The sequence below is a fragment of the Enterobacter sp. PTB genome, from assembly GCF_051130085.1.
Taxonomy (GTDB): Bacteria; Pseudomonadota; Gammaproteobacteria; order Enterobacterales; family Enterobacteriaceae; genus Enterobacter; species Enterobacter ludwigii.
In genome coordinates, this window is sequence record NZ_JBDKEE010000155.1 from 1 (window position 1) to 330 (window position 330).

Annotated in this window: 1 pseudogene; it reads left to right on the top strand. The window is 64.8% G+C overall.

Annotated features, from left to right (window positions below):
• Nucleotides 1-330, top strand: a pseudogene (locus tag AAIR21_RS28065) (hypothetical protein); the annotation flags it as partial.

A 330-nucleotide genomic window follows, 5' to 3' on the forward strand; every position in this document is an offset into this window, starting at 1 on the left:
CGGTCCCGGAAGCCCTCACCCGGCTGGCGGCGCAGGAGAATGCCCTGGTGCTGGAGGAGGAAGCCCTGCTGGAAGACCAGGCGGTGGGCCAGTCCGTACCCGATACCCGGTTAGCGGAGATTGCGCAGCAGACCCGCCAGCTCACCACGGAACAGCAGTTGCTCGAAACCCGCTACCAGGAAGAGAAAGCGCTGGTCACGCAGCTGCTGGAAAGCCGCCATGCGCCCGAATCACAACCACAGACTGCAGAACTGCAGCAACGGCTGCACACCCTGCAGCAGAACAGCCCGCTGCTGTGCCCGGATGTCGATGTACGGATGGTGGCGGAGG